The 26227-nt window shown below is 71.7% G+C and carries 22 protein-coding genes; 10 read left to right on the plus strand and 12 right to left on the minus strand.

Features of this window, described 5'->3' with window-relative positions:
- Positions 1-16 precede the first annotated feature (16 nt).
- Positions 17-886 (plus strand): YceI family protein, encoded by an 870-nt coding sequence (locus tag ACZ6MA_RS08140; RefSeq protein WP_469431996.1) that lies wholly within the window; start codon positions 17-19, stop codon positions 884-886.
- A 57-nt stretch (positions 887-943) separates the two neighbouring features.
- Here the strand turns inward: ACZ6MA_RS08140 and ACZ6MA_RS08145 are convergent, their stop codons facing one another.
- Complete coding sequence (locus tag ACZ6MA_RS08145; RefSeq protein ID WP_469431997.1) at positions 944-1399, minus strand: hypothetical protein; 456 nt, start codon at positions 1397-1399, stop codon at positions 944-946.
- 510 nt (positions 1400-1909) lie between these two features.
- Between ACZ6MA_RS08145 and ACZ6MA_RS08150 the strand changes: the two genes are divergently transcribed.
- Positions 1910-2407: a hypothetical protein gene (locus ACZ6MA_RS08150; RefSeq protein ID WP_469431999.1), complete on the plus strand. Its 498-nt coding sequence runs from the start codon at positions 1910-1912 to the stop codon at positions 2405-2407.
- Here the strand turns inward: ACZ6MA_RS08150 and ACZ6MA_RS08155 are convergent.
- Positions 2355-3227: a phosphatidylinositol-specific phospholipase C/glycerophosphodiester phosphodiesterase family protein gene (locus ACZ6MA_RS08155; protein WP_469432001.1), complete on the minus strand. Its 873-nt coding sequence runs from the start codon at positions 3225-3227 to the stop codon at positions 2355-2357. The genes ACZ6MA_RS08150 and ACZ6MA_RS08155 overlap by 53 nt on opposite strands.
- Positions 3228-3445: 218 nt before the next feature.
- Here ACZ6MA_RS08155 and ACZ6MA_RS08160 point away from each other — a divergent pair, with 218 nt between their 5' ends.
- From ACZ6MA_RS08160 to ACZ6MA_RS08170, 3 genes are all read left to right on the plus strand, one after another.
- Complete coding sequence (locus tag ACZ6MA_RS08160) at positions 3446-4666, plus strand: phosphodiester glycosidase family protein (RefSeq protein WP_469432002.1); 1221 nt, start codon at positions 3446-3448, stop codon at positions 4664-4666.
- Between the two features lie 136 nt (positions 4667-4802).
- Positions 4803-6215 (plus strand): family 2B encapsulin nanocompartment shell protein, encoded by a 1413-nt coding sequence (locus tag ACZ6MA_RS08165; RefSeq protein ID WP_469432004.1) that lies wholly within the window; start codon positions 4803-4805, stop codon positions 6213-6215.
- A 148-nt stretch (positions 6216-6363) separates the two neighbouring features.
- Positions 6364-7773: a family 2B encapsulin nanocompartment shell protein gene (locus ACZ6MA_RS08170; RefSeq protein ID WP_469432006.1), complete on the plus strand. Its 1410-nt coding sequence runs from the start codon at positions 6364-6366 to the stop codon at positions 7771-7773.
- Positions 7774-7838: 65 nt separating this feature from the next.
- On the opposite strand, the gene ACZ6MA_RS08175 is transcribed toward ACZ6MA_RS08170, so the two are convergent.
- Positions 7839-8033, minus strand: a complete 195-nt coding sequence (locus ACZ6MA_RS08175) for a hypothetical protein (protein ID WP_469432008.1) — start codon at positions 8031-8033, stop codon at positions 7839-7841.
- 223 nt (positions 8034-8256) lie between these two features.
- Here ACZ6MA_RS08175 and lysX point away from each other — a divergent pair, with 223 nt between their 5' ends.
- Complete coding sequence (gene lysX / locus ACZ6MA_RS08180; protein ID WP_469432010.1) at positions 8257-11613, plus strand: bifunctional lysylphosphatidylglycerol synthetase/lysine--tRNA ligase LysX; 3357 nt, start codon at positions 8257-8259, stop codon at positions 11611-11613.
- Between the two features lie 27 nt (positions 11614-11640).
- Here lysX and ACZ6MA_RS08185 read toward each other — a convergent pair whose 3' ends face one another.
- From ACZ6MA_RS08185 to ACZ6MA_RS08225, 9 genes are all read right to left on the minus strand, one after another.
- Positions 11641-12384: an ABC transporter ATP-binding protein gene (locus tag ACZ6MA_RS08185; RefSeq protein WP_469432011.1), complete on the minus strand. Its 744-nt coding sequence runs from the start codon at positions 12382-12384 to the stop codon at positions 11641-11643.
- Positions 12377-13276, minus strand: coding sequence for an ABC transporter ATP-binding protein (locus tag ACZ6MA_RS08190; RefSeq protein ID WP_469432294.1), 900 nt, complete (start codon positions 13274-13276; stop codon positions 12377-12379). Before ACZ6MA_RS08190 ends, ACZ6MA_RS08185 begins: the two co-directional genes overlap by 8 nt.
- A 104-nt stretch (positions 13277-13380) precedes the next feature.
- On the minus strand, positions 13381-14292 hold the full coding sequence (locus ACZ6MA_RS08195) for an ABC transporter permease (protein ID WP_469432012.1): 912 nt from the start codon (positions 14290-14292) through the stop codon (positions 13381-13383).
- Complete coding sequence (locus ACZ6MA_RS08200; protein ID WP_469432013.1) at positions 14285-15277, minus strand: ABC transporter permease; 993 nt, start codon at positions 15275-15277, stop codon at positions 14285-14287. Before ACZ6MA_RS08200 ends, ACZ6MA_RS08195 begins: the two co-directional genes overlap by 8 nt.
- On the minus strand, positions 15274-16881 hold the full coding sequence (locus ACZ6MA_RS08205; protein WP_469432015.1) for an ABC transporter substrate-binding protein: 1608 nt from the start codon (positions 16879-16881) through the stop codon (positions 15274-15276). Before ACZ6MA_RS08205 ends, ACZ6MA_RS08200 begins: the two co-directional genes overlap by 4 nt.
- Before the next feature lie 149 nt (positions 16882-17030).
- Complete coding sequence (locus ACZ6MA_RS08210; protein WP_469432016.1) at positions 17031-18155, minus strand: acyl-CoA dehydrogenase family protein; 1125 nt, start codon at positions 18153-18155, stop codon at positions 17031-17033.
- On the minus strand, positions 18152-19417 hold the full coding sequence (locus tag ACZ6MA_RS08215; RefSeq protein ID WP_469432017.1) for an acyl-CoA dehydrogenase family protein: 1266 nt from the start codon (positions 19415-19417) through the stop codon (positions 18152-18154). Before ACZ6MA_RS08215 ends, ACZ6MA_RS08210 begins: the two co-directional genes overlap by 4 nt.
- On the minus strand, positions 19414-20406 hold the full coding sequence (locus ACZ6MA_RS08220; protein WP_469432019.1) for an NADPH:quinone oxidoreductase family protein: 993 nt from the start codon (positions 20404-20406) through the stop codon (positions 19414-19416). The genes ACZ6MA_RS08215 and ACZ6MA_RS08220 overlap by 4 nt, the downstream gene beginning before the upstream one ends.
- A 121-nt stretch (positions 20407-20527) precedes the next feature.
- A complete protein-coding gene (locus ACZ6MA_RS08225; RefSeq protein ID WP_469432021.1) occupies positions 20528-21595 on the minus strand; it encodes a LacI family DNA-binding transcriptional regulator in 1068 nt (355 codons plus the stop codon).
- Between the two features lie 252 nt (positions 21596-21847).
- Here ACZ6MA_RS08225 and ACZ6MA_RS08230 point away from each other — a divergent pair, with 252 nt between their 5' ends.
- The 4 genes from ACZ6MA_RS08230 to ACZ6MA_RS08245 are packed head-to-tail and all read left to right on the plus strand — an operon-like array spanning position 21848 to position 26189.
- Positions 21848-23158 carry an ABC transporter substrate-binding protein gene (locus ACZ6MA_RS08230; protein WP_469432022.1) on the plus strand — a complete coding sequence of 437 codons (1311 nt, stop codon included), beginning with the start codon at positions 21848-21850 and terminating at the stop codon, positions 23156-23158.
- Positions 23159-23165: 7 nt separating this feature from the next.
- Positions 23166-24068, plus strand: coding sequence for a carbohydrate ABC transporter permease (locus tag ACZ6MA_RS08235; protein WP_469432023.1), 903 nt, complete (start codon positions 23166-23168; stop codon positions 24066-24068).
- Between the two features lie 44 nt (positions 24069-24112).
- Entirely contained in the window at positions 24113-24898 is a 786-nt protein-coding gene (locus ACZ6MA_RS08240; protein ID WP_469432295.1) for a carbohydrate ABC transporter permease, read from the plus strand.
- Positions 24899-24950: 52 nt separating this feature from the next.
- A complete protein-coding gene (locus tag ACZ6MA_RS08245; RefSeq protein ID WP_469432025.1) occupies positions 24951-26189 on the plus strand; it encodes a glycoside hydrolase 5 family protein in 1239 nt (412 codons plus the stop codon).
- The last annotated feature ends 38 nt before the right edge of the window (positions 26190-26227 follow it).

Here is a 26227-nt window from a genome sequence, read left to right on the forward strand (position 1 = left end):
GGAAAGGCACTTTGGGATGACTTTCGCCCTGCTGCGCCGTTACAAGCGTTCTCTTCACCGCGAGAGCGCACCGATTCCGTACGGCGCGGGGGCTCTCGACTGCGTGGTCGTCGACCCCGTGCACCTGCCCCTGCACAGAGCGGAAGTCTCCGTCCGGGACGCGAACGGCACCGAGGTGGTGCACGGGCAGACCGACCCGCACGGCCGGTTCGCCACGAACGTGGCGCCCGGCGAGTACAGCGTCGCGGTGACCGCCGACGGGTACCAGCCCGTGCGCCAGGCGTGTGCGTCGACGGAGGGCACTCGGACCGACCTCGGGACCGTGCCCATGGAACCGGCTCCCACCCCCGCCCTGCCGGCTCCGGGCGCCTGGCGCATCGACCCGGACCACACAGCGGTGCGGTTCATCGCCCGCCACATCGGGCTCGCCGAGGTGCACGGCCGGTTCAACCGGTTCCAGGGCACCCTGTGGATCGGTGAACGCATGGAGGACTCCAGCCTCGACGTCGTGATCGAGACCGCGAGCATCGACACCGGAGTCGAGCAGCGCGACGCCCACCTGCGCTCCCCCGAGTTCCTCGGTGTCGACGGATACCCGTACATGCAGTTCGTCAGCGAACGCTTCGTGCACCGGGGCGGCTCGCGGTGGGCCGTGCAGGGGGTGCTCAACCTGCACGGGGTCAGCCGGAACGTTTCGCTCGACACCCGCTACCTCGGTCTCGGCACCGGCATCATGGGCGAGACCCGTGCCGCCTGCTCGGCCGCCGCCGAACTGCACCGGGAGGATTTCACCCTGGACTGGCGGTCCATGCTCACTCGTGGCATCGCGATGATCGGAGCGACGATCAAGATCGAACTCGATATCCAGGCGGTCCCCGCGGAGTGACCCCGCGCCCTCGCCCCTCTTCGTCCCGGCAGCGGCCCGCGCGGTCCCGCCGGGGCGTCAGGAGAGCGGCCGCGTCAGCTTCCGACCGCTGCCCGAGCCGCCTTCCTCGGCGGTCAGACTGCAGGAAACGGAACGAAGGCCCAGTCGGTAGCCCGTCAGCTTCGGGTACTGCACCAGCGTGCCGCGCGCGGTACCGACGGGCTGCCTCAGGCTGCGGCCGCGCATCGGCTGCCGGCACAGCGCGGCGGCCTCGCTCTTCAGGGCGCTCTCGCTGTCGTACGTTCCCGAGAGGCTGGGCGTGGCGACCACCTCCCCGTCGTGGGGCGCGAAGCACGAGCGCTTGACCAGACGCCCTCCGGGCCCTCCGGCGGGCAGGTCGAAGCAATCCCCGGAGGCCAGCGCGAAGTAGTACGGCTTGTCGTCCGTGGGCGTCGGAACAGCGCTCCCGACCCCCCGCGCGGTCGGCACACCGAGCAGCCCGCTGGGAAAGCCGCTCGGCAGGCCCGTGGGCATCCCCGTCGGCAAGCTCGTGGGAAAGCCGCTGGGCAGCGACGGAAAATCGCTGGGGAGACTCGTGGGGAGGCCGGGGGAAGGCGAGGACGTACCGGCCGGACCGGTGGGACCTCCGGACGGCGTTCTCTTCCCCGGCTTCGTGTCGTCACCGTCCCCGATGATCAGGACCGCGCCCAGAGCCACCGCCGCGACGGCCACCAGCGCGGTCACCGCGACGGCGATCCGCTTGCCTCCGCCGCCCTCCGGCCGGGGCGGCTCCGGTGGCCAGGGCGGTCCCCCCGGACCGAATCCGCCCGGCGGAGGCCAGTACGGCGGAGGCGGCGGGCCCGGGGGCGGCCCGAGCGGGTTTCCGGGTGGCGGTCCAGGTGGGGTGGCCATACGGTCAGCGTCCCCACGCGCGCCCGCCCATGACCGCGTGGTGACCGTACCGCTACACCTTCCGCCCTGGATCGCGACATTCCACTGCGTGGCGCTCCCCACGGAATGATCCACAAACAGTACTATTTTCCGGTGACCGCCGAGATTTCCCATATACGCGTGAACGAGGCGAAGGCGAGGGCAGCACGCCTCCTCCTGGCCTTCCGGCACGGCAACCAGCAGGCGTTCGACGCCGCACTGCCGGAGACCATGACGGCCGACGAGGCCAGGGACGTCGTGTCCGCGCTCTCCTGGGTCGCCAACGAAGCCGTACGCAAGGCGTATCAGCCCGACGTCGCCGACCGGGTGCTGCGGCACCTCGTCAGACGGGCACCGGACGAAACTGGCTGGGTCGAGACGGACGAGGAGGCCGCACCGGATGTCGCAGTGCTGCTCGAGTCCGTCCGGCGCGGAGACACGGAGAGGGTGCGGGAACTCGTGCGCGCGACGCCCGACACCACCTTCGTGCTCGGCAAGCTGGTGCACGTCGTCGCGCTGCTGCTGCCGTCGGTTCCCGAGGCCCACTTCGACGAGGTGCTCAGCGAGCTGCGCGGAGAAACGCCTCCAGACCCGTCAGATCATCCGTGTTGAGGTAGTCCACGCCGGCGTCCAGCAGCTCCCGCCAGAGCCGGTCGCGGGCGGGGCCGGGCTCGTCGGGCGTGGCCCAGAAGCGCACGCGCCGGCCCGCCGCGTGGGCGGTCGCCACGATGCGCCGAAGGGCCGCCCGCTCGCGCCCGGGCATCGGCCCCTCGCCGCGCCAGCTGAAGTTCAGGCCCCAGTTGTCGCTGATGAGCGAGGTGAAGGAAGCGGGGACGCCGTCACCGAGGTCCGCGAGGCGACCGTCGTAGAAGGCGTACCGCACCCGCTCCGCCTCCATGGGGGCGCGGGCGCCCCGGTCGCCGGACACGACGGCGGTGACCGCGCCGCGCCGTACCCGGCCGTCGGCACAGACGCCGAGCATCGACCGGTAGCGGCGCAGATGTCTGGAGAGTTCGCGGTAGGTGGGGTCGCCCGCGGTCTTGATGTCGATGAGCAGTTGCAGGGAGAGGTCGTAGCCGCGGTAGACGCGACCGTGATGGGCGGCGACACGACGCAGCAGCGGGTCGAGGTAGAGCGATTCGAGCGTGCGGGCCGGGTCGAGCTCGGACGCGTCGTGCGCGACGAGGAGCCGGCCGTCCACGAGCCAGATATCGGCCTCCACGCTGCCGAATCCGTGGGAGAGCGCGTCGGCGAGCGGGCGCGGGTGCGCGTAGTCGTTGTGCGCGTGGGCCCGGCGCAGCGGCGGCTTGCCGCGTCCCGGCAGAGCGCCCAGGCCGCCTCCGGGCACGGCGGCGAGGGCGGAGGGCGCGAGGGATCCCGCGAGGGCGGTTCCGAGGGTGACGACGGCTGCGCGGCGCGTGCACGGACGCATGGTGCCTCCCGAATCTCTGGGCGGATATCGGCGGATCGCATGTACGAACAGCTGTGAGTATCGGGGCCCACAGGGCCGATGGGCAGGGAAGCGCCGAGAGTTGCCCGTGTCGACACCGCGGTGCTCCCTGTCGTTCGTTCGGGGCATGGTGAACTCCCGTGCGCCGTGGCAGAGTTGCTGGGACCTCTGGGGAGACTGTGAGAAAACGTGCTGGCCGCGTGCGCGCGGTGCTCTCGGTGTTGGTGGCGTGGCTCTCCTTGGTGGCCGGCGGAGGGACCGCCTGGGCCGAAACGGAGGCGGGACCGGCTCCGTGGTTCGGCGTCGGAGCCGGTCTCGCGCCGGGAATCGGCTATCGGACGTTCTCGCTCTCGGGCTCGCACGGGCCGGCCTTCGGCCATGTGCTCACCGTCGATCTGCGGAATCCGAAGGTGTCGCTCGACCTTTTGTACCCGGACCGAGTCGCCGCGCGGGCGACGGTGTCGCGCCTGGCCGAGGCCCGGGGCGCGGTCGGTGGCGTCAACGGGGACTTCTTCAACATCACGGAGACTCAGCACCCCGGGGTGGAGGCGACGGGGGCGCCGGTGGGCCCGTCGATCGCGAGGGGGCGCCGGCTGAGCGCGGCGGTGCCGGACGGCCAGCGCTTCGGCCCCGCGATGCCGCAGGGGGTCACCACGAGAGACGTCATCGGCGTCGGGACGGACGGGGTGGCCCGGCTGGACCGGCTCACCCTGGTGGGGACGGTACGGGCCGGTCACCGGAGGCTGCCGCTGCGCGGCCTCAATCAGTACGCCCTGCCCGTCGGCGGTATCGGCGCGTACACCTCCGCCTGGGGTGCGGTCTCCCGTCTGCGGGCCACGTGCGGGACCGACACGCAGCGGGCGGCCCCGTGCAGTTCCGAGACCTACGAGCTGACCGTGCGACGGGGCCGGGTGGTCTCGGCGGCCGCGGAGCCGGGGCGCGGTCAGCTCGCCTCCGGCACGGTCGTGCTGGTCGGGCGTGAGGCGGGGGCGCGGGAGCTGCGCAAGCTGCGGGTCGGCGACCGGGTCCGGGTGGACGAGCGCCTGCGGGCCGCGCACCGCGGGGCGTTGCGGTTCGCGGTGGGCGGCTTCCCGGTGCTGCGTGACGGCCGTCCACTGAGCGGGCTGGACGCGGTGACCCCGGCCGTACGGACCTCGGCCGGGCTGGCCGACGGGGGGCGGCGTCTGTACCTCCTGGCGCTGGACGGAGGGCCCTCGTACCGCACGGGCCTGACCGTGGCCGAACTGGCCGGGGTCATGCGGGATCTCGGGGCGGAGGACGCCGTGAACCTGGACGGCGGCGGGTCGAGCACCTTGGTCACCCGCGCTCCCGGCGAAGCACGGGCCGTCGTGCGCAACCACCCTTCGGGCGGAGCCGAACGAACCGTCCCGAACGGCATCGGAGTTTTCGTGCGACGTTAACATCGTCCCCCAATCCACCCTTGAGGGTGACTGCGCCCGCGGAATCCCGCCGCTAGCCTCGAAGAAGCCATCGGCGAGTCCTTAACGACGGTTTCGCAGCAGCCAGTTACCTCATGAAATGGGTGGGCATTCGCGTATGACGACGTCATTGGAGTCCGGTTCCGACACCGAGAATTCAGCGAGCCGGCTGAGCCTTGGTACCGCGGCTGCCCGGAACCTGGCGACCACGACCAAATCCGTACCGCAGATGCAGGGCATCACATCGCGGTGGCTGCTGCGCATGCTGTCCTGGGTGCAGGTATCCGGCGGTACCTATCGGGTCAACCGAAGGCTGACGCACACGCTCGGTGACGGCCGGGTCGAGTTCGTCTCGACCGGGGCCGACGTACGCGTGATCCCGGCGGAGCTGGGCGAACTGCCCCTCCTGCGCGGCTTCTCCGACCCCGCGGTGCTCGACGCTCTCGCGAGTCGCTTCACACAGCGCGAGTTCCAGCCCGGCGACGTGCTGGTCGAGGCGGGCCGCCCCGCCGATCAAATCGTCCTGATCGCCCACGGCAAGGTCAGCAAGGTGCACGAGGGGGCCTACGGCGATCCCGCCGTGCTCGGCGTGCTGGCCGACGGCGAGTATTTCGGCGACCGGGCCCTCGCGGCGACCGAAGGCGGCAACTGGGACTTCACCGTGCGGGCGATGACGGCCTGCACGGTACTGACCCTGCCACGCCAGGAGTTCGAGGAACTCCTCGAGCGTTCACAGGAGCTGAGCGAGCACGTCCAGGCGTTCCGCGCCGACACCGGACGCCCGCAGAACGCGTACGGCGAGTCGGCCATCGAGGTCGCGTCCGGACACGTCGGCGAGCCGGCGCTGCCCGGTGTCTTCGCCGACTACGAACTCGCTCCGCGCGAGTTCGGACTCAGCGTCGCCCAGACGGTGTTGCGCGTGCACACCCGGGTCGCCGACCTCTACAACGAGCCGATGAACCAGGTCGAACAACAGCTCCGCCTGACCATCGAAGCACTACGCGAACGCCAGGAACACGAACTCGTCAACAACCGCGAATTCGGCCTCCTCCACAACGCCGACCTCAAGCAGCGCATCCACACCCGCACCGGCCCACCCACCCCCGACGACCTCGACGAACTGCTGGCGACCGTCTGGAAGGACCCCGGTTTCCTTCTGGCACACCCGCGTACCATCGCGGCGATCGGACGCGAGTTCAACAGCCGGGGCGTGTATCCGGACAGTGTCGAGGTGAGCGGCCACGCCGTCCCCGCCTGGCGCGGTGTGCCGATTTTCCCCTGCAACAAGATCCCGGTCACCGAAGCCGGCGTCAGCTCGATTCTGCTGATGCGCACCGGTGAGGAATCGCAAGGCGTCGTCGGTCTCCACCGGACGGGAATCCAGGACGAGTATCAGCCCAGCCTTTCCGTGCGTTTCATGGGCATCAACGAGCAAGCGATCATGTCCTATCTGGTGAGCGCCTACTATTCCGCCGCGGTGCTGGTTCCCGACGCTCTCGGAATTCTTGAGAACGTCGAAGTCGGGCACTGACAGAACCGGTCGGGCAGCGTCACGCCCCGGCATGCCCCGCCGCACCATTCACGCCTCGCCATATCCGCACCATGTCACGACCATGTCACTTCGGGCTGCGCGTCAGCGACCGCATACGGAACCGCATACAGATGGGTGAAGACCAGCGATGACCACGTCAGTGGAGCAAGGACAGACCGCACGGGCGAGCGAGTCACAGCAGAGCCTCGACACCTCGGCGGCACGCCAGCTCGCGACGACGACCAAAACCGTGCCCCAGATGCAGGGGATCTCCTCCCGGTGGCTGCTGCGAGTGCTGCCCTGGGTGCAGGTGTCCGCGGGTACGTACCGGGTCAACCGAAGGCTGACCTACGAGGTCGGGGACGGCCGCGTCGAGTTCATCAGCACCGGTTCGGAGGTCCGCGTCATCCCGCCGGAGTTGGGCGAGCTGCCGCTGCTGCGGGGGTTCGGCGACGCCGCCGTGCTGGAGTCACTGGCGGACGGGTTCGTCCAGCGGGAGTACGCGGCCGGTGACGCCCTGGTCGAGGTGGGCCAACCCGCCGACCAGGTCTTCCTGATCGCCCATGGCAAGCTCAACAAGACGGGCGTCGGCAAGTACGGGGACGACACCGTGCTCGGCGTGCTGGCGGACGGTGACTATTTCGGCGAACGGGTCCCCCTGGAGCCGGACGGGGTCTGGGACTTCACCGTACGGGCGGTGACGCGCTGCACCGTCCTCGCGCTCTCCCGCCAGGCCTTCCAGGAAGTGGCCGAGCGCTCCGAGGCACTGCGCGATCATGTCGCGGACTTCGCCTCCCGGCCCGCGCTCCCGCAGAACAAGCGTGGTGAGGCCGACATCGCGGTGGCCTCCGGGCACGTGGGCGAACCGGTACTGCCCGGCACCTTCGTCGACTACGAGCCCTCCCCGCGCGAGTACGAATTGAGTGTGGCGCAGACGGTGTTGCGCGTGCACACCCGGGTCGCCGACCTCTACAACGAGCCGATGAACCAGGTCGAACAACAGCTCCGCCTGACCATCGAAGCACTACGCGAACGCCAGGAACACGAACTCGTCAACAACCGCGAATTCGGCCTCCTCCACAACGCCGACCTCAAGCAGCGCATCCACACCCGCACCGGCCCACCCACCCCCGACGACCTCGACGAACTGCTGTCCCGGCGTCGCAAGACCCAGTATCTGCTGGCTCATCCCCGGACCATCGCTGCCTTCGGCCGGGAGTGCAGCAACCGTGGCCTCTACCCGCAGAACCTCGACGTCCTGGGCTCGTCGGTGCGTGCCTGGCGCGGTGTGCCGATCCTCCCGTGCAACAAGATCCCGATCAGCGAGACCGGTACCAGCTCGATCCTCGCGATGCGCACCGGTGAGGAAGACCAAGGGGTGGTCGGGCTGCACCAGACCGGCATTCCCGACGAGTACCAGCCCAGTCTCAATGTGCGCTTCATGGGCATCAACGACCAGGCGGTCACGTCCTACTTGGTGAGCGCCTACTACTCGGCGGCGATTCTGGTACCGGACGCGCTCGGTGTCCTGGAGGACGTCGAGATCGGGCGGGTGTAAGGCGGGCAGGACGAACGTGCCCGAGAACGGCGGCCACGGCTCGGAGGCGTGACGTTCCCGTCCGATCAGGGGCGGACGCCGCTGACCAGCTGAGCCGTGGTCGAAATGCCGTTGGCGATGGTCGGCGCCACACTGGTGCTCGCCAGTACGAAGCCGAGCAGGACACAGACCAGGGCGTGTGAGACACGGAGTGCTCCACTGCGCAGGAACACCACCGCCAGCACCAGAAGCATCAGGACCACGGAGATCGAAACGACCACGGCTTACCTCCTCGGCTGAGCGGTGAGTACGCGCCAGTCTCGCTCATCACACCGGCGCGCCCCGGGTCACGCGTGTACTCCATCCGGGTATGGATTCGCCGGTCGAGGAGCCGGGCCGGGCCGGTCCCAGCGGGGGCCGCGTGGTCGTTCGGGCCCGTGTCCGTCGGGCGGACCGGCCGAGGTTCGACGGGCGTGGCGGCGGTGGCGTGCCTAGGCTTGCGGAATGAGCCGCACAGTCCCGGACACCGAGCCCGCCACGGTGCGGGAGGGGGCGCGAGAGGACGGTGTGCGGGAATCCGCCTGGCGGCGGTCCCTGCACCGGGTGCCCAACGGATTCGCGATCTTCTTCGGTCTGCTCGGGTTCTTCTGCGCGCTCACCTCGTTGTTCTCACCGTTGCGGCGGGTGGCGGCACCGCTGACCGACGCGCTGGACACCCTGACCGTCCCCACGGCCCCGAACCTCGCCTATGCCGTCTTCCTGCTGCTCCTCGCCGCGGCGATGGCCGCGCGCAAGCGGGTCACGCTCTGGTTCGTCCTCGGCTATCTGACCCTGCTGCTGATCGCGGACGTGCTGCTGCTGATCGTGGGGTACTGGGAGGCGGCCCCGTCCCTGGTGCTGTGCCTGGCGGCGATGGCGCTGCTGCTCCTGGCCCGGCGGGAGTTCTACGCCGCCTCGCGGCGGGGTGCGTTCCTGCATGCCGTTCTGGTGCTCGTCGGCGGTCTGACCGTCGCCATCCTGGTGGGCTGGGGGCTTGTGTCCCTCTTCCCCGGGTCCTTGGAGCGCGGCGGTGCGAACCGGCTGTTGTTCGTCGCCAACAAGGTGTGCGGCGGCCTGGTCAGCGGCCGGCACTTCGTCGGCCATCCGCCGCACTGGCTCTTCTTCCTCCTCGGTCTGCTCGGTGCGCTGGCGTTGCTCAACGCCGCCATGTCGCTCTTCCGCTCCCAGCGGCTGGAGGCGGCTCTGCACGACGACGAGGAGCCGCGTATCCGCGCCCTTCTCGGCCGTTACGGTGGCCGGGACTCCCTCGGTTATTTCGCGACCCGCCGGGACAAGGCCGTCGTCTTCTCCCCCAGCGGCAAGGCGGCCGTCACCTACCGGGTCGAGGCCGGGGTCTGTCTGGCCTCCGGCGATCCGCTGGGTGATCCGGAGGCCTGGACCCCGGCGATCGAGGCCTGGCTGGCGGTCGCGGGGCGCTACGGCTGGCAGCCGGCCGTCATGGGCGCGAGCGAGGCCGGCGCCCGGGCGTACGCGCGTTCGGGGCTGGGGGCGCTGCAACTGGGTGACGAGGCCATCCTCCAGGTCGCGTCCTTCGACCTGGACGGCCGAGAGATGCGGGTGACCCGGCAGGCCGTCAACCGGGTCGAGCGCACGGGCGCGACCACCCGTATCCGGCGGCACGCCGCGCTCTCCGACGAGGAGATGGGCGAGGTCATCCATCGCGCGGACGCCTGGCGCGACACCGAGACCGAGCGCGGTTTCTCGATGGCGCTGGGTCGTCTCGGCGACCCCGCCGACGGTGACTGTCTGCTGGTCGAGGCGTTCGACAGCGAGGGCAGGATGATCGCGCTGCTGTCGTTCGTGCCCTGGGGGCGGGACGGGGTGTCGCTGGATGTGATGCGTCGCGACCGGGCCGCGCCCAACGGCGTCATGGAGTTCATGGTCGCCCAATTGTGCGCGCAGGCCGGGCGGTTCGGCGTCAAGCACATCTCGTTGAACTTCGCCGTCTTCCGCTCGGCGTTCGAGGAGGGCGCCCGGATCGGCGCGGGGCCGGTGCTGCGGTTGTGGCGCAGGCTGCTGTTGTTTTTCTCCCGGTGGTGGCAGCTGGAGGCGCTCTACCGCTCGAACGTCAAGTACAACCCCGAGTGGCACCCTCGGTTCCTGTGTTACGCCGACGCGGGGGCGCTCGCACGGATCGGATTGGCGGCAGGCATCGCGGAGGGGTTCGTCGCGGTGCCGAGCCTGGGCAAGCTGTGGAGCCGAGGGCGGGCGCGCGGTGTGTCGAGCCCGGCGACCACGGCCGGGCTCCCCTCGCTCTCCGAGCTGGGCTTCGGTGCCGGCCCGGGGGCCGGTGAGCCCGGTGCGGCGGACGAGCTGGCCGGGCTGCCCGAGCAGGTGCGGGTGCGGCGACGGAAGCTGGCCCGGCTGCGGGCGGCGGGTGTCGAGCCCTATCCGGTGGACGCCCACCGCACCCACACGCTCGCCGCGATCCGCGCGGCATACCCCGGGCTGGCGCCCTCGTCCCGTACGGGCGAGCGGGTGACGGTCGCCGGGCGGGTCCTGCTGGTCCGCGACCACGGCGGGGTCGTCTTCGCCGTGCTGCGCGACTGGTCCGGCGATCTGCAGCTCACGCTCACCCGCGACGGCTCGGGACCGGAGTGCCTTCGGCGCTTCACCGAGCACATCGACCTCGGTGACCATCTTGAGGCGGAGGGCGAGGTCGGTGCCACCGACCGTGGTGAGCTGACCGTCTTCGTGACCCGGACCCGGATGATCGCCAAGTGTCTGCGTCCGCTGCCGGACAAGCGCCACGGTCTGAGCGACCCCGAGGCCCGGGTGCGGATGCGCTATGTGGACCTCGCCGTGTCGACGGAGGCCCGGCGGACGGTACGGGCGCGGAGCGCCGCCGTGCAGGCGCTGCGTCAGGGGCTGCTCGACCGGGGGTATCTGGAGGTCGAGACGCCGATGCTCCAGCAGATCCACGGCGGCGCGAACGCCCGGCCCTTCACCACGCACATCAATGCCTACGACCTCGATCTGTACTTGCGCATCGCGCCCGAGCTGTATTTGAAGCGCTTGTGCGTGGGCGGTATGGAGAAGGTCTTCGAGATGGGCCGGACGTTCCGCAACGAGGGCGTCTCGTACAAGCACAATCCCGAGTTCACCATGCTGGAGGCCTACCAGGCCTGTGCCGATTACCAGGTGATGCTGGAGCTGACGCGGGAGCTGATCCAGGGTGCCGCCGTCGCCGCCCACGGTGCGGCGGTCGCGCTGCGGGCGGACGACGAGGGCAAGCTCGTCGAGCACGACATCTCGGGCCCGTGGCCGGTGAAGACCGTCTACGGCGCGCTTTCCGAGGCGCTCGGCGCGGAGGTCGACGCGGACACCCCCATCGAGGCGCTGCGCCGCCATTGTGACGCGACGGGGGTGCCGCACAAGCCGGAGCACACCCGTGGGGACATCGTGCTGGAGATGTACGAGCGGCTCGTGGAGGAGCGGACCGGGGCGCCCGTCTTCTACAAGGACTTCCCCACCGACGTCTCGCCGCTCACCCGCCCGCACCGCCATGATCCGCGACTGGCCGAGCGCTGGGACCTGGTGGCGTTCGGCACGGAACTGGGCACGGCGTACTCGGAACTGATCGACCCCGTCGAACAGCGCCGCCGTCTCACCGCCCAGTCGCTGCTGGCGGCGGGCGGTGACCTCGAGGCGATGGAGGTGGACGAGGACTTCCTGCGCGCGCTGGAGTACGCGATGCCGCCGACGGGTGGGCTGGGGATCGGCGTGGACCGGGTGGTGATGTTCCTGACGGGGTTGTCGATTCGCGAGACGTTGCCGTTTCCGCTGGTCCGGCACCGCTGACCGGCCGTCCGGGCGGGCGGTGTCCGCCTACGCCCGCGCCTCGGGCCGGTGCGGGGCCGGTTCGTTCCACTGCGGCGGGTTCGACGCTCGGGGGGCGTCGTCGCCTGCCGAGGGCGTGGGGGCCAGGTCCGTCCAGTGGGCCAGGCGGTCGCACCAGCGGGTCAGCAGGGTGCGGTCGTGGCCGACGGACAACAGGCCCGCGCCGCTTTCGCGGCGGTAGGCCTCGACGGCGGCGACCAGGGCGGCGGTCGTGGAGGCGTCCAGCATCGCCGTCATCTCGTCGCAGATCAGCCAGCGCGGGCGCAGTACGAGGGCCCTGGCCAGGCAGGCCCGTTGCAGCTGGCCGTCGCTGACCTCGTGCGGACGGCGGCCGAGCAGTTCCGCCGAAAGGCCGACCCGCCCGGCCAGCTCGGTCACCCGCTCCTCGGTGCCCGTCCGCCGTCCGGCCGCGCGCAGCGGCTCGGCGATCAGGTCGCCGAGGCGCAGCCGCGGATCGGCGGCCTGGCGGGGTTGCTGGAACACCACGCCGAAGGCCGTGCGCCGCTCGCGCGGCGCGCGGTGGCGCCAGGCTCCGACCGGCTCGCCGTCGATGCGGTACGTGCCGGAGTCGGGGCGGTGCAGCAGGGCGGCGACCCTGGCCAGGGTGGACTTGCCGCAGCCGCTGGGGCCGAGCAGTCCCACGGCCTCGCCCGGCTCGACGGTCAGGGAGACGTCCCGGACCACGGGTGCGCGCCGGTCGTAGCCGGCGGTGATGCGGTGGAGTTCAAGCACGCGTCGGCTCCTGCGGGTGGTGGCAGGCCGTGCCGTTCACCAGCGCGGGGACCCGTTCGCAGGTCGCCGTCGCGTGCTCGCAGCGGGCGGCGAAGGCGCAGCCCGCGGGCAGCGCGCCGAGTTCCGGGGGCATGCCGGGGATGGGGGTGAAGGCGCGCTCGGGGAGGGCGTCGAGCAGACCGCGGGCGTAGGGGTGGCGGGGGCCGGGGCTGCCGAAGAAGGCGGGGGCGTCGGTGAGTTCGACGATGCGGCCCGCGTACATCACGGCGACGCGGTCGGCGATCCGTGCGGCCGCGGCGAGGTCGTGGGTGATCATCAGCAGTGCGTGGCCGGCGTCCGCGTGGCGGCGCAGTTCGTCGACCGTGCGGTCGACGAGGTCGCGGTCGAGGCCGGTGGTCGGTTCGTCGGCGAGCAGCAGGGGGGCGTCGCCGACGAGGGCGAGCGCGGTGGCGGCGCGCTGGGCGAGGCCGCCGGAGAGCTGGTGGGGGTAGCGGTCGAGGTGGTCGGCGGGGAACGCCGCGCGCTCGGCGGCGGCCTCGGTCCTCTCCCGGGCGTCGCCGCCGCGGGCGCCGGTCAGTTCCCGGACGGTTTCGCGCAGTTGCGAGCGGACGGTGCGCACGGGGGTGAGGTGCGCGGCGGGGCTCTGCGGTACGAGGCCGACGCGGCGGCCGCGTACCGTCCGGGCGAGCGTGCGTTCGTCGGCCGCGAGGAGGTCGAGTCCGCTGACGAGGGCCCGGCCCGCGGTGCGGGCGTTCGCGGGCAGCAGCCCGAGCAGCGCGGAGGCGAGGACGGACTTGCCGCAGCCGCTCTCGCCGACGAGCGCGAGGCACTCGCCCGGCCAGAGCCGGAACGAGGCGTCGGTGACGGCCGCGATCTGCCGGCCTCCCCGCATGGCGAAGCGGACGGACAGGCCGCTGACGTCCAGTACGGGTTCGTCCCCGCGCTCGCGCGGGGTGTCCGGGGCGGTGTCGTCGAAGGCCGGCCGGGATGACGTCGTCACAGCATCAGCTCCGATCGGCGGCGGGGGTTCAGCCGTTCGCGCCAGACGCCGGCCAGGCCCGCTATCGCGAGGGTGGGGACGATGATGAACAGTCCCGGGAAGAGGGTGGGCCACCAGTCGCCGGCGAGCAGGGTGCCGCGTGCGGACTGGACCATGTTGCCGAGGCTGGCCTCGTGCGTGGGCAGGCCGAGGCCGAGGAAGGACAGTGCCGATTCGTGCCAGATGGCGTGCGGGATCATCAGCACCGCCGCGAGTCCGGCCTGCGGCAGGACGCCGGGCAGCAGGTGCCGGACGGTGATGCGCAGGCGGGAGGAGCCGCCGGAGACCGCCGCGTCGATGTACGGGCGGGAGCGCAGCGACAGGATCTCGGCCCGTACGATCCGGGCGGTGGACAGCCAGTGGGTGAGGGCCACCGACGCGACCACCGGCCAGAGGCCGGGCCGGAACATCGCCACGATGAAGACGCCGAGCAGCAGGTGCGGGACGGACGAGAAGACGTCGACGAGGCGCATCACGACCCGGTCGGCCCAGCCGCCGAGAGCGCCCGCGAGGGCGCCGACCACGGTGCCGACGACGGTCGCGGCGAGCCCGGCCACGACGCCGACGAGCAGGGAGATCCGCAGCCCGTAGACGCAGCGCAGCAGCAGGTCCCGGCCGACCTCGTCGGTGCCGAAGGGGTGGGACCACGACGGCGGCAGGAGCTTGGACCCCAGGTCCACGGCCTGCTCGTCGAGGGGGACCAGCGCGGGTACCGCGAGGACGGTGAGGACGACCGCGGCGACGAGGACGACGGACACGCGGGTGCGCAGTGTGCGCGTATCGCGCCGGGCACCCTCGCCCCGGGCTCCGGCGCGGGGTGCGCGCCGGGCGGTGGGTGCCGCCTCGGGTGCGCTTTGGGTCTCAGCCATCGAAGCCCACTCTCGGGTCGGCCAGTCCGTACAGCAGGTCCGACAGCAGATTGCCCACCAGGACCGCTGCCGTGGCCAGCACGGTCAGGGCGGCCAGCAGCGGGAAGTCGACGCTCGTGGCGGCCTGCACGGTCGCGGCGGCGATGCCGGGCCAGCTGAAGACGGTCTCGACGAGCAGTGCGCCCGTGATCAGTTCGGGCACCCGGGAGCCGATGAGGGTGAGGACCGGCAGCAGTCCCGAGCGCAGGGCGTGGCCGAGCAGGACGGTCCGTTCGCGCAGCCCCCGCGCGCGTGCCCCGCGCACGGGGTCCTCGTCCAGGGCGTCACCGACGCCTTGGCGGACGTACAGCACGAACCAGGGCAGTTGGGAGACGGCGAGCACCACGGCGGGCAGGACGATGTGCGAGGCGACCTGGCCGGCGGTGGCGACGTCGGTGCCGGTGTCGGTGAGGCCGCCGGCCGGGAGGGCGCCGAGCTTGAGGGCGAAGAACCAGATGGCGAGCAGTCCGAGCCAGAAGGGCGGCGCCGCCTCCAGGGTGTACGCCAGGGACGTCACGACCCGGTCCAGCGGGCCGCCGCGGCGGCGCGCGGCGAGCACGCCCAGCATCGTGCCCACGGTCACGGCCAGGGCGAAGGCGACGGCGCACAGCAGGACGGACCAGCCGATGCGTTCGCCGATGACGTCGGCGACGGGCTGGCGCAGGGTGCTGGAGTCGCCGAGGTCACCGGTCAGGGCGGAGGTGATCCACTCCCACCAGCGGGCGACGAAGGGCCGGTCGGCGCCGAGGTTCTCCCGCAGCTGGTCGAAGACGTCCTGGCCCGCGCCGAGCCCGGCGGACCCGGCGTAGGCCTTGGCGGGGTCGAAGGGTGAGGCGGCGGCGATCGCGAAGACGCCGAAGGTCACGACGGCGAGCACGGGGACGGCGAGCAGCAGCCGCCGTCCCGCCATGCGTGCCATCGGCCTCCAGGGAAGCCGGGGCGTCATTTCTTCGGCTGCCAGTCCTCGACGTTCCACCACGGGCCCGCGCCGAGCCCGTGATCGTGCGGCTCGATCTGGGTGGTGAGGCCCTGCCAGCCGTCGTTCATGACGTAGAGGTGATCGACGTGGGTGAGGAAGACATAGCCGGGGTCGGCGGCGAGGTCACGCTGGATCTTGTCGTACGCGGCCTTGCGGTCCTTCTTGTCGCCGCTGCGCCGGCCGTCCTCGAGGGCCTTGTCGACGTCGGGGTTGTCGTAGGCGGCCATGTTGTTGAAGCCGTCGAGGGCGAGCGAGGAGTGCAGCAGGTTGTAGAGGTCGAAGTCGGGGTCGGCGGGGTTGCCGCCGCCGGCGAGGACCGCGTCGTTCTTCATCCGCGGTTCGATGACCTCCCAGGTGCCGCTCTGCACCTCGGCCTTGATGCCGGCCTTCTTGGCGTCGGAGGCGAAGGCGAGGGCGTGTTCCTGGCGGAGCTTGTCACCGGCGGGGAACCAGAGGGTGAACGTGGCGGGCTGCCCGTCCTTCTCCCGGATGCCCTTGTCGCCAAGGACCCAGCCCGCGTCGTCGAGCAGCTTCTTGGCCTTGTCGAGGTCGTGGGGGCGCTCGGTGCCCTTGGCGAACCACTCGCTGTCGGTGGGGACCGGGCCGTAGCCGGCCTTGCCCGCGCCTTCGAGGAGCTTGTCGACCATGGCCTCGCGGTCCACGGCGAGGTCGAGGGCGCGGCGCACGGCCACGTCGCCGGTGACCTTGTTCGCGGTCGGCAGGGTGACGCCGCGGAAGTCGGTGGTGCGGGCGGTGACGGTCCGCTTGGACTTGTCACCCTGGAAGCCCTTGACGAGGTTGGGCGGCAGGATCGCGCCGTCGAGGTCGCCGCTCCGCAGCCGGGTGGCGCGGATGTCGTCGTCCTTGATGATCGCCATGGTGAGCTTCTTGATCTTCGGCTCACCGCCCCAGTAACCGGGGTTGGCCGTGAAGCTCAGCTTCTCGCCCTTGCTCCAGTGGGTGAGGACGTAGGGGCCGGTGCCGATCGGCCGGGTGTTGAAGGAGCCGGAATTGACGTCCTGGCCCTTGGCCGCGTGCTCGGGCACGATGGGCAGGACGGTGCGCTCGGCGAACGGCGCGTAGGGGTATTTGAGCGTGAAGACGACGGTGTCGTCGCCGTGGGCGGCGACGCGGTCGATGGCGTCGAGTTCGCCCTTGGCGGCGTTGTTGGTCTTCTCGTCGAGAATGGTCCGGTAGGTGAAGACGACGTCCTTGGCGGAGAAGGGCTTGCCGTCGCTGAACTTCACGCCCGTGCGGAGCTTGTAGGTGTACGTACGGCCGTCGTCGGTGATCTTCGGCAGCCCGGCGGCCAGGGCCGGCTGGAGCTTCATGGCTGCGTCGCGGCGGAGCAGCCCGTCGAAGATCTTGGAATTGCCGTCCTTGCCGTAGCCGAGGAGGGGGCTGAGCGTCTCGGGTTCGTTGGCGAGACCGACGACCAGGGAGTCCTTGGCCCCCTTGGCCCCGCCGGCACTCCCCCCGTCGCCGCCGGGCGTCGAGCAAGCCGCCGCGCCGGCCGCCAGTACCGCTGCCATGGCCGTGGCGGCCATTCCCCGAATGGACCGGGCCGTCATGCCCATACCTCTACTCACGCACTTTCACGTACTCAAGATCAACCGCTATTGCGAATTCCTCGCAATTAAACAGCATGAAGAGGATCGGGCATGATCCGGCCCGGACAAAGCCCGGGCACGGCCCGGAAAAAGCTGGGGCGGCTCGGGAATCAGCCGGCGGGGCCCGGCAGATTCACCCACCGCGCCAGCGACTGGCGGTGCCGGCCGGGGGTGCCCAGGGCGATCTGGTCGCTCTTGGCGCGCTTGAGGTACAGGTGCGCCGGGTGCTCCCAGGTCATGCCGATGCCGCCGTGCAGCTGCACGCATTCCTCGGCCGCGCGCACCGCGACCTCGCCGCAGTGGGCCTGGGCGACGGCGACCGCCACCGCCGTGTCGGGTGAGCCGGTCGCGAGCGCGTCGGCGGCGTTGCGGGCCGCCGCGCGGGCGGAGACGATGTCCAGCCACAGGGTCGCGAGGCGGTGTTTGAGGGCTTGGAACGAGCCGACGGGGCGGCCGAACTGATGCCGTTCACCGGTGTAGCGCACGGTTTCCGCCAGGCACCATTCGGCGAGTCCGAGCTGCTCGGAGGCGAGCAGCCCGGCGCCGGTGAGCAAGGCGTCGGCGACGGCGGTACGGGCCCGGGCCGGCTCGGCGAGCAGCGTCGCGGCGGCCCCGGTGAGGGTGACCCGCGCGAGCGGCCGGGTGAGGTCCAGTGTGGTGACCGGGGTGACGCTCACGCCCGGTGCCGTGGTGTCCACGGCGTAGAGCCCGCTGCCGGCGGGGACGAGGAGCAGATCGGCGCCGGCCGCGCCGGCGACGGAGGTGATCTCTCCGCTGAGTCCGTTCGCGTCGCCCGTGGCCTCGGGCGGTGACCCGTCCGGGGCGGTCGGCAGGGGGACGCCGAGCGCCCCGGTCCGGTGGCCCCCGGCGAGCGCGGCGAGCGGGCCGGCCACCTCGGGGCGTGCGGTGTCGCACCCGAGCAGCGTCCGTACGGCCAGCACGGCGCTGGTGAGGTAGGGCACGGCGGCGACGGACCGGCCCAGCTCCTCCAGCACGACGGCGGCCTCCCGGGCCGTGGCGCCCTGTCCGCCGAGCCGCTCCGGCACCAGCAGCCCGGCGGTTCCCATGCCGGTGGCCAGCGAGTGCCAGAGGCCCCGGTCGTGGGGGTGGCCCGTCTCGGCCCCGGCGAGCACGGCGGCGGGGCCGCCGCGGTCGGCGAGCAGGGACCGTACGGCCGCGCGCAGGTCCTCCTCGGTCTCGGAGTAGAGCAGGTCGGGCGGCGCGGGAGTGGTCATCGGGGCAGGTCCTTCCACGCGGCGTCCTTGTCGGTGCGGGGCTCGGGCGGCAGGCCGAGGACCCGCTCGGCGATGATGTTGAGCAGGATCTCCGAGGTGCCGCCCTCGATGGAGTTGCCCTTGGCGCGCAGATAGCGGTAGCCCGCCTCGCGGCCGGTGAAGTCGACGAGTTCGGGCCTGGTCAGGGTCCAGTCGTCGTAGCCGAGTCCCTCCTCGGCCAGCAGCTCCACTTCGAGCCCGCTGATCTCCTGGTTGAGGCGGGCGAAGGCCAGCTTCAGGCCCGATCCCTCGGGTCCCGGGCGGCCGAGGGCGAGTTGCCCGGCGAGCCGCTCGGCGGTCAGCCGGGCGGCCTCGGCCTCCACCCACAGCCGCAGCAGCCGCTGGTGGAGGTCGTGGGTGCGCAGCTCGGGGCGGCGGCGCCAGAGGTCGGCGACGAGGCCGATCATGCCGCTCTCGCGGGGCACCCGGGCGCCCCCGATGGCGACCCGCTCGTTCATCAGGGTGGTCCGGGCGACCTGCCAGCCCTCGCCGACGTCCCCGAGGCGATGGGTGTCGGGGATCCGCACCCCGGTCAGGAACACCTCGTTGAACTCGGCCTCGCCGGTGATCTGGCGCAGGGGCCGCACCTCCACGCCGGGGTCGGTCATGTCGCAGACGAAGTAGCTGATGCCCCGGTGTTTGGGCACGTCCGGGTCGGTCCGGGCGAGGAGGAGGCCCCAGCGGGCGAGGTGGGCCTGGGACGTCCACACCTTCTGGCCGTCGACGGTCCAGTCCCCTTCGGCGTCGCGGCGGGTGGCACGGGTGGCGAGCGCGGCGAGGTCGGATCCGGCGCCGGGTTCGCTGAACAGCTGGCACCACACCTCCTCGCCGGTCCACAACGGGCGGAGGAACCGCCGGCGCTGCGCGTCGGTGCCGTGGTGCAGGAGGGTGGGCGCGGCCATGCCCAGGCCGATGCCGATCCGGCGGGGTGCGTTGTCGGGCGCTCCGGCGGCCTCCAGCGCCCGGTCCACGACGGGCTGGAGGGCGCGCGGCGCGCCGAGACCGCCCAGGCCCGGGGGGAAGTGGATCCAGGCGAGCCCGGCGTCGAAGCGGGCGCGCAGGAAGTCGAGCCGGTCGGTGGTGGCGGGGTCGTGCGCGGCGAGCAGCTCCGCGACCCGGCGGCCCAGGGCACCGGCGTCGATGACGGCCGGGTCCGGCCCGCCGTCCCGTGCCGCGGCCGTCGCGTGCGTCGGCGTGGTCGGCGTGGTCTCGGGGCCGCTCATCGCCGGGCCTCCGGGACGACGACGATCCGGCCGGTGGTCGTGCCGTCGGCGACGCGCTGGACGGCGTCGGCGGCCGCGTCGAGGGGGACCCGTTCACTGACCAGCGGCTTGATCGCGCCCCGTTGGGCGAGCGTGGCCAGCTCCGTGTGGCAGGAGCGGACGGCGCCGGGGTCCTTGGCGTTGTACAGGCCCCAGTGCAGACCGAGGATCGTGTAGTTCTTGACCAGGGCGTGGCTCAGCGCCGGGGTGGGGATCGTGCCACTCGCGAAGCCGACGACGACGATGCGCCCTTCGAAGGCGACGCACTTGGCGGACTGGGCGAAGGCGTCGCCGCCCACGGGGTCGTAGACGACGTCCGCGCCCCGGCCGCCGGTGGCCTCCTTGACGGCCGCGGCCACGTCGTCCGCCTGGCGGTCGAGTACGAGGTCGCAGCCGAGCGCGCGGGCGGCGCGTGCCTTCTCCGGTCCGCCGGTGACGCCGATGACGGTGGCTCCGGCGGCCTTGCCGAGCTGGACGGCGGCGCTGCCGACGCCGCCGGCCGCCGCGTGCACGAGGAGGGTCTCGCCTTCGCGGAGGCGGGCGCGGTGGTGCAGGCCGAACCAGCCGGTCTGGTAGCCGATGTGCAGGGCGGCGGCCTCGGCGTCGTCCAGCGCTTTGGGAGCGGGCAGCACGGTGCGCGCCGCCGCGACCACCTCTTCCGCGAATCCTCCGGCCGGCAGGGCGGGTTGGGCGAGGACGCGGGCCCCGATCTCGCCCTCGGCACCGTCGCCGAGGGCGAGGATCTCGGCGCACACCTCGACTCCGGGGGTGAAGGGCAGCGGCGGCCGGACCTGGTACTGGCCCCGGCACAGCAGCGCGTCGGGAAAGTTGACGTTCGCCGCCCGGACCCGCAGGAGCAGCTCACCGGGGCCGGGGGCCGGTTCCGGCACCTCCTCCAGGCGCATCACCTCGCGCGGTTCGCCGTTCTCGTGCACTCGCCATGCCTTCACCGGGTCCTCCACGAGGGGTAGGGGGCAGCGCCACGCCGATCGCATACTAAGCGGTCGCTAAGGAAACGAACAGAGTGCCGTCGTGCGGCCCGGAACGGGCGGGCGCCGGGGCGCGCGGAGTTCACCGGGGGCGGGACGCACCGGGGTGCGGCGGTGGTGCGGTGGATTCCCGGGCGGTGAGCCGTGGTGCCTCGTCCCGCACCCGCCGGGCCGGGCCGCCGTCGAGCAGGGCGATCAGCTGCTCGGCAGCGCGCCTGCCGAAGCCCGCCGTGTCCCGGGCCAGCGCGGTCAGCGTGGGGTGGGTGTTGCGGCAGAGCACCGAGTCGTCCCAGGCGACGATGGACAGTTGACGCGGTACGAGCACTCCGCGCTCGGCGGCGACGGCGAGGCCGGCGACCGCCATCACGTCGTTGTCGTAGACGATCGCGGTGGGCGGGTGCGGGGCGGCGAGGACGCGCCGGGTGGCGGCGGCGCCCTGCGCGTCGGAGTAGTCGGTCGTCACGGAGAAGACGTCCGGCAGGTCGCACCGGCCGGCCTCGGCGCGCAGGGAGTCGATCCGGCGCCGGGTGTGGGCGAGTTCGGGCAGCCCGGCGATGTGCGCGATACGGCGGTGCCCCAGGTCGTACAGGTGGCCGACGATGGACGCCATTCCCCCGGTGTCGTCGGCCCAGAGGTTGGAGATCGCCCCGTGCGGGTTCTCCCCGGCGCCGTCGAGGGCGCCGATGATCACGGCGGGCAGGCCGAGTTCGTCGAGGAGGGCCGGGCGGGGGTCGTCGTCGCGGGGGTCGACGACGAGCAGTCCGTCCACGCGGTGTTCGGCCCACCAGCGGCGGTGCACGGCGCACTCGGCATCAAGGTCCTCGACGACCTGGAAGAGCAGACCGAGTCGGCGCACCGCGAGCGCTTCCTGCACCCCGGAGACGAGTTGCAGGAAGAACGACTCGACGCCGAGGGTGCGCGCGGGCCTCGCCAGGACGAGCCCGACGGTGGCCGATCCCTCGCCGGACAGGGCGCGGGCGGCGGTGCTGGGCTGCCAGCCGAGTTCCTCGGCGACGCGCCGGACCCGGTCGCGGGTGGCCGCGGAGACGCCCGGCCGGCCGTTGAGCGCGAAGGACACCGCGCTCTCCGAGACACCCGCGCGGCGCGCGACGTCCTTCATCGTCGGGCGGCGGGCGGGCGTACGGCGCATGGTTCCCCCTCCGCCCCGCCCGCACCGGCGGGGCCGTTACCCAAATCGCTGGGGCGTGTCCGCGAAGTCCCGTCCGGCCCGCGACGCCCGGCACGGACGCGACTTCGCGGACACACCCTGGAGCGGCACCACACTAAAGCGCATTAGGTCGCGGCGTAAGTATTGACGCAACTCCCTTGCCGGGTGCAGGTTTTGAGCTGCCTCCTCACGGCCCAAGGCCCCTCGCGGCCCGATCGAAGGAGTTCATCGGTCATGCCCGTGCCCCATGGAGCGTTACGAAGAGCATCCGTCGCCACCGTGCCTCTCCTCGCCGCCGCACTGGCTCTCACCGCCTGCGGTTCCGGTGCGGACACCGGCGGCGGATCCCGTGCCGACGGAAAGATCGCGGGGGACATCACCTTTCAGACCTGGAACCTGCGGGCACGGTTCAAAGGCTATTTCGGCGGTCTGATCCAGGAGTTCCGGAAGCAGTATCCGGACGTCGAGGTCAAATGGCTCGACCAGCCCGCCGAGAACTACGCGGAAAAGCTCAGCGCCGACGCCGGAGCCGGCACCCTGCCCGATGTCGTCAACGTCTCGCCCGATCTGTCCTATCCGCTGGCCAAGGCCGGACTGCTGATGAATCTGGACCGGGAGAAGACCACCGCGAAGTTCAAGGGCGAATACACCCCGGAAGCCTGGCAGGGCAATGCCCTCCCCGGGATGAACGGCGCGTACGCCTTCCCCTGGTACCTCAACACCGGCCCGCTCTTCTACAACAAGGCCCTGTTCCGGCAGGCCGGGCTCGACCCCGAGAAGCCGCCGAAGAACTACGACGAGCTGTTCGCCGCCGCCGAGACGATGGCCCGGCGGTCCGGCGGGAAGACCGCGACGCTGGCGGGAACCCCGGCCATCGAGGACTTCGGGCGCTACGGCGTCCAACTGATGAACGACGACGCCACCCGGTTCACCTACAACGAACCCCGGGGCGTGGAGTTGCTGACCAAGTACAAGCGGCTCTACGACCACGGCGCGCTCGACCCGCAGGCACTCACCAATACTCCGGAGAAATCCGGTCAGAAGTTCCTGGAACAGCGGGTCGCCATGAATCCCGGCGGCGCCCACGACCTGGAGACGTTCAAGAAGAACGCACCGGGCCTGTACAGGAACCTCGGGATCGCCGACGCGCCCAACAACACCGGCAAGCCGAACATGTACGTCATGGGTCTGGCCGTCAACGACCGGAGCCGCCACAAGGCGGCGGCCGTCGCCTTCGCCCACTTCGTCACCGACCGGAAGAACCAGGAGGCGTTCGCCCACGAGGTCGCCGTCTTCCCCAGCACCAAGGGCTCGCTGCGGGAACCGTACTGGACCCGGGACGACGGGACCGACGAAGGACGCGTCCGGGTCGCCTCGGCGAAAATGCTGAAAGGGGCGGTCAATTACACGCCCGTCGTGATGAGCGACGAGATGAAGGTCGTCCTCAAGAACGAGGTGGCCAAGGCACTCCAGGGCAAGAAATCACCCCGGCAGGCGCTCGACGACGCCGTGGCCCGGAGCGACAAGCTCCTCGGCCGGAGCTGACGGCCGCGTGGACCGGCACCGCGCACGACCGGCCCCCCGCACCCGCACCCACCGGGCGCTCAGCCCCTGGCTCTTCCTGCTGCCCGGCCTCGCGGTCATCGCCGCGTTCAATCTGTATCCCTTCCTCACCACCGTCCACCAGGCGTTCACCGATGCCCGCACCCTCACCCCCGGCACCTGGGTCGGGCTGCGGAACTTCCAGGAGATGCTGGACGACGAACAGTTCTGGGTGGCCCTGCGCAACAGCGGTCTGTACGTGCTGCTCGTGGTGCCCTTCACCATGCTGCTGCCGCTGCTGCTCGCCCTGCTGGTCCACAAACGGCTTCCCGGCGTCACCTTCTTCCGGTCCGCCTTCTACACCCCGGTCGTCGCCTCCGTCGTCGTGGTGTCCCTGATCTGGGGCTGGATGCTGGACGACCGCGGCCTGCTCAACGGCATCCTGCGCTTCCTCGGTGCGGGACCGGTCGCCTTTCTCGGCGACGAATGGCTGCTGCTGTTCAGCGCCATGGCCCTGACGGTGTGGCGCGGCCTCGGTTACTACATGATCATTTACTTGGCCGCGCTCGCCAACGTCCCCCGTGAGCTGCACGAGGCCGCCGCCGTCGACGGGGCCGGCGCGCTGCGCCGCTTCGTCAGCGTCACGCTCCCGGCCGTGCGCTCCACGACGGTGCTGGTCGGCGCCCTGTCGTCGGTGTCCGCCTTCAAGGTGTTCGCCGAGGTCCATCTGCTGGCCGGGCCCACCGGCGGGCCGGCCGGGCAGGACACCACGCTCGTCATGCTCGTGCAGCGCACCGGCACGGGCCTGAACGGGCGCGTCGGCTACGCCTCCGCCCTCTCCCTCGTCGTCTTCGCCATCGCGCTGCTGCTGATGCTGCTGGTGCTGCGCGCCGACCGCAAGGAGGACCGGTGACGACCAGGGTGTCCGCCGGGGAGAAGGCGCTGCGCTATCTGCTGATGCTCGGCGTCCTCGCCGTCACCGTCGGCCCGTTCCTCTGGCAGCTGTCGACCTCGCTCAAGAGCACCACCGAGGACATCTACGCCTACCCGCCGGGCTTCCTGCCCGAGCGGCCGACCCTGGACAACTACGCCGGTGTCGCGGACATCATCCCGGTCTGGCGCTACGCCCTGAACTCGCTCCAGGTCGCGCTCGCCAACGTCCTCACCAACCTCGTCGGTGCCTCGCTCGCCGGGTACGCGCTGGCCCGGCTGCGTTTTCGCGGCCGTCGGCTCGCCGGGCTCGCCTTCGTGGCGGCGTTGCTGGTGCCCCTGGAATCCATCGTCATCGCGCAGTTCACGATGATGCGCGACCTCCGGCTCAACGACACCCTGATCGCCGTCTTGCTGCCCGGTGCGGTCGGCGCGCTGAACGTGCTGCTGATGCGCAACGCCTTCGCCAACCTCCCCTACGAGATCGAGGAGGCCGCCGTCATCGACGGGGCGAACGTCTGGCAGCGGTTCGTCCGCGTCGCGCTGCCGTCGGTCCGCGGCACCCTCGCCGTCGTCGCGATCTTCGCCTTCATGGGGGCGTGGGACGACTTCCTGTGGCCGCTGATCGTCCTCTCCGACGCGGACAACTTCACGCTGACCGTCGGTCTGAACTTCCTGCACGGCACGTTCCAGCAGAATCCGCGGCTGGTCGCCGCCGGCACCGTCATCGCGGTCGCCCCGCTCCTGGTGATGTTCGCCTGCCTCCAGCGGTACTTCTTCCGCGGGGTCGGCGAAGGCGCCGTCAAGGGCTGACCCCGCTCCCGCGTCCGGCTCGCCAGCCGTTCCGCCCCGAAGGGACATCCGTATGCGCTTCGGCGTCAACTACACGCCCAGCCGGGGGTGGTTCCACCACTGGCTCGATTTCGACCTCGACGACATCCGGGCCGACCTGGAGCAGATCGCCGCCCTCGGGCTGGACCACATCCGGGTCTTCCCGCTCTGGCCGGTCTTCCAGCCCAACCGCACCCTGATCCGGCCGAGGGCGGTCGAGCAGCTGGTCCGGCTCGTGGACGCGGCCGGGGAGCACGGGCTCGACGTCGGCGTCGACGGGTTGCAGGGCCACCTCTCCAGCTTCGACTTCCTGCCCGCCTGGACCGCCACCTGGCACCGCCGGAACCTGTTCACCGACCCGGACGTGGTCGAAGCGCAGGCGGAGTACCTGCGTGTGCTCGCCGCCGCGCTCGCCGGCCGGCCCCACTTCCTGGGCATGACCGTCGGCAACGAGACCGACCAGTTCTCCGGGGACCCCCACCCCGACCCCGACCGGGTCGACCCCGTCCAGGCGGACCACTGGCTGCGGCGCATGCTCGACGCCTGTGAGAAGGGCGCCCCGGGCCGGGCGCATCTGCACGCCTCGTACGACGCCGCCTGGTACGACGGCGCGCACCCCTTCACGCCCGCCCACTCGGCCCGGCTCGGCGCGATGACCGCCGTGCACTCCTGGGTCTTCAACGGCACCGCGCAGCGCCACGGCCACGCCGGGACGGCCACCGGGCTGCACGCCGCGTATCTCGTCGAGCTGTCCAAGGCCTGGGCGGTGGACACCGGCCGGCCGGTCTGGCTCCAGGAGGTCGGCGCGCCCGCCCCGCACATCCCGCCCGACCACGCCGCCGCGTTCACCGAGGCGACCGTCCGCAACGCGCTGGACTGCCCGGACCTGTGGGGCGTCACCTGGTGGTGCTCCCACGACGTGGACCGCGCGCTGGCGGACTTCCCCGAGCTGGAATACGGCCTCGGGCTGTTCACCAACGACCGCCGGATCAAACCCGCCGGTGAAGCGATCGCCCGGATCGTCCTCGCCTGGCGCGAGAGCGGCCGGCCCGCGCCGCCCCGCCGAACCGCCCTGGTCGTGGACGCGGGTGACGAGGAGACGGCACCCTACCGGTCGGTGTGTTCGCCCGGAGGCGCGTACTTCGAGGCGTGGATGCGGCTCGCCTCCCGCGGGGTGCGGCCGGCTTCGGTGCTGGTGCAGCGGGCGGACGATGCCGGGTACCTGGCCGGCCGGGGGATCACGGAAGTGCTGACGGTGGATCAGGTGCGGTAGGCGGTGGCCGTTTCGGGGATCGCTTCCCCAGCCCCGCC

Source organism: Streptomyces sp. NPDC042259, assembly GCF_055582085.1.